The sequence below is a fragment of the Phytobacter sp. V69 genome, from assembly GCF_965644215.1.
Classification (GTDB): Bacteria; Pseudomonadota; Gammaproteobacteria; order Enterobacterales; family Enterobacteriaceae; genus Phytobacter.
This window is the reverse complement of sequence record NZ_CBFFRL010000331.1, coordinates 1-3,220: the sequence shown is the minus strand read 5'-3', so window position 1 is coordinate 3,220 and position 3,220 is coordinate 1. Positions and strand designations below refer to the sequence as shown.

The window sequence follows — 3,220 nt, the reverse complement described above, 5'->3', positions numbered from 1 at the left end:
GGCCTCATTTCTCGCTGCCGTCCAGATCAGATGCATCGCTCTCTGGGCTAAAATCTTGTGACGACACTATCTAAAAACGACCACAATAAAAAAATAACTTCGCACATTTTTGCGGCGATTTATGCATTTTTTATACACCTGCTGTTCTTTTGTCCGGGACTCGTTTTATTATAAGATTGTAAATAAAAACAATACTTTCATCCCTGATTACCCCTTTTAAAAAGGCGGTTAATCCGTCAATAGATGAGTACCCGTTGCGCTTTTTGGTGGGTTGGGAGATAGCATGAGAGACGATCAGGAACAGAATCTATTGTTTCGTTACCTGGGTTCCAGTAGTTCGTTCTGGCGATTGAGCGCTGACAGCAATGCACTGCATTTCGCCCCGGATGAAGATGCCGAGGCAAGCCAGGTGGTGACCCTGAATGATGAACAGGCATCGCAGCTGCGGCAAATGACCGTTATTACCTCCAGCCTGACCATGCATATTTCATTATTTGGCGATAGCGTTCCTGTGCATCTGGTGGGGCGGAAAATCAATAAGACCGAGTGGGCCGGTACCGCGTCGGCATGGAATGACACATCCTCGGTAGCGCGCGACCTGGTCCAGGGGCTCTCTTTTGCCGAACAGGTTGTTTCCGAAGCCAATTCGGTCATCGTCATTCTTGATCGCCATGGCAATATCCAGCGCTTTAATCGGCTTTGTGAGGAATATACCGGGCTAAAAGAACAGGAGGTTATTGGGCAAAACGTTTTTAAGCTCTTTATGAGCCACAACGAAGCCGAGGCGTCTAAACGTAATATCAGCGAGTTCTTCCGTAACGGTGCCTCTTATGAAGTCGAGCGCTGGATTAAGACGCGTAAAGGGCAACGCCTGTTTTTATTCCGCAATAAATTCGTGCACAGCGGCAGCGGAAAAAATGAAATATTCCTGATTTGTTCCGGGACAGATATTACCGAAGAACGCCGGGCGCAAGAGCGTTTGCGTGTTTTAGCCAATACCGACACGATTACCGGACTGCCTAATCGCAATGCGATTCACGAGTTAATCAGTAACGCGATTGATAACCGCGGCGATACGCAAATTGGTATCGTCTATCTTGACCTGGATAATTTCAAAAAAGTTAACGACGCCTATGGCCATATGTTTGGCGACCAGCTTTTACAGGCCGTGGCGCTGGCGATTTTAAGCTGTCTGGATGAAGGCCAGACACTCGCACGCCTGGGCGGCGATGAGTTTATTGTCCTAGCGACGGATTCATCACAGAGCGCGCTGGAGGCGATGGCTTCACGCATTATCACTCGCCTGCGTCAGCCCTTCCGTATTGGTCTTATCGAGATTTATACCGGCTGCTCGCTGGGGATTTCACTTGCCCCACAGCACGGTAACGATCGTGAAAGTATTATTCGCAACGCCGATACCGCGATGTATATCGCCAAAGAAAACGGCCGCGGAAAGTTTTGCGTTTTCACGCCCGAAATGAACCAGCGGGTTTTCGAGTACCTGTGGCTCGACACCAACCTGCGTAAAGCGCTCGATAAAGACCAACTGGTGATTCACTACCAGCCCAAAGTCACCTGGCGCGGCGAGGTACGCAGTCTGGAAGCTCTGGTGCGCTGGCAGTCGCCAGAGCGTGGGTTAATTCCACCGCAGGATTTCATCGCCTATGCCGAGGAATCCGGTTTAATTGTGCCTTTGGGGCGCTGGGTCATGCTGGATGTGGTGCGCCAGGTCGCGAAATGGCGCGAAAAAGGCATTAATTTGCGTGTGGCGGTGAACGTCTCGGCGCGACAGCTGGCGGACCAGTCGATCTTCAGCGATTTGAAACAGGCGCTACACGACCTGAACTTTGAATACTGCCCAATAGACGTCGAGCTAACGGAGAGCTGCCTGATCGAAAATGAAGATCTGGCGCTGTCGTTAATTCAGCAGTTCAGTGATTTGGGTTCGCAGGTGCATCTGGATGACTTTGGCACCGGCTACTCTTCCCTTTCACAGCTGGCGCGCTTCCCTATCGATGCGATCAAGCTCGACCAATCGTTCGTCAAAGATATCCATAAACAGTCGGTTTCACAGTCGCTGGTGCGCGCGATTGTCGCCGTGGCCCAGGCACTGAACTTACAGGTGATCGCAGAAGGGGTCGAAAGCACGAAAGAAGACGCCTTCCTTACCAAGAACGGCGTCAACGAACGACAGGGATTTTTATTTGCTAAACCCATGCCCGCTGCCGTATTCGAGCGATGGTATAAGCGCTATCAGGCGCGGAAAATGGGCTAGCTGGCTTTGCTTAAACCGCCAGCCGAATGTCGGTTCTGTAACTGCACCAGACGTTCCATATAGGCCACATCTTTGGGTTGCAAGCAGAAGGCGGCGTCGACCCAGTCTTCGGTAATGTCCATTAGCTCACTGCGCGGCAGTTGCATGACCCGCTGGCGGGCACGGAGCATTGCGCGCACGCCATTGAGCCGGGGCTGTAGCGTATCGATAAACGTACGTACTGCCAGATAGCTTTGCCCAGGTTCAAAAAGCTGATCCACCAGTCCCTGCTGCTCATACCACTCCGCAGTGTGGGACTCACCTTTGTAGATTAACTCCTCCGCCAGTTTCATCCCTGAACGGCGGGCCACCAGCTAATACCCTCCCATCCCGGGGAACAGGTTAAAGGCAATTTCCGGGAAACCGAGGCGAGCATCGCGCTGTGCCAGCACAAAATGATGTGCCAGCGCCGCTTCAAAGCCGCCGCCCAGCGCACTGCCTTCGACCATAGCCAGCGAAATCGCACCGGTATCAAACCCGCGTGATGCCGCATGCACACAGTCGACGCAGGCTCGCGCGTAGGCACGCAGCGCTTCGCGACGGCCATTTTGGATGCACTCGACAAAGAAACTCAGATCGCCCCCCGCATTGTACATACCGGGGACTAGCGAGCCCGTTACCCAAAAATCCACGGCAAATCCCGCTTGTCGAACAAGCCAGGAAATGTTCATGATCTCTTCAATTAACACATGGTTAAAGCAGGGCCGAGGCTGAGCTCGCAACATCATCCATACTGTGCGACGCTCTTCTTCGTAATAGTCCGAAAGTTGTGTAAAACGTTCATTATCCGTAAAAAGTTTGCACGTAGCCTGGTTGATAACTGTCATAGACTTAGATAGTGTCGTCACAAGATTTTAGCCCAGAGAGCGATGCATCTGATCTGGACGGCAGCGAGAAATGAGGCCG

Annotated in this window: 1 protein-coding gene and 1 pseudogene; one reads left to right on the top strand and one right to left on the bottom strand. The window is 51.9% G+C overall.

Annotated features, from left to right (window positions below; genetic code table 11):
* Nucleotides 1-283: 283 nt before the first annotated feature.
* On the top strand, nt 284-2,275 hold the full coding sequence (gene pdeR / locus ACSZPU_RS24600; RefSeq protein ID WP_499004200.1) for a cyclic di-GMP phosphodiesterase: 1,992 nt from the start codon (nt 284-286) through the stop codon (nt 2,273-2,275).
* Here pdeR and ACSZPU_RS24595 read toward each other — a convergent pair.
* A pseudogene (locus tag ACSZPU_RS24595) lies at nt 2,272-3,141 on the bottom strand (crotonase/enoyl-CoA hydratase family protein). The gene pdeR and the pseudogene ACSZPU_RS24595 sit on opposite strands and share 4 nt — an antisense overlap.
* Nucleotides 3,142-3,220 lie beyond the last annotated feature (79 nt).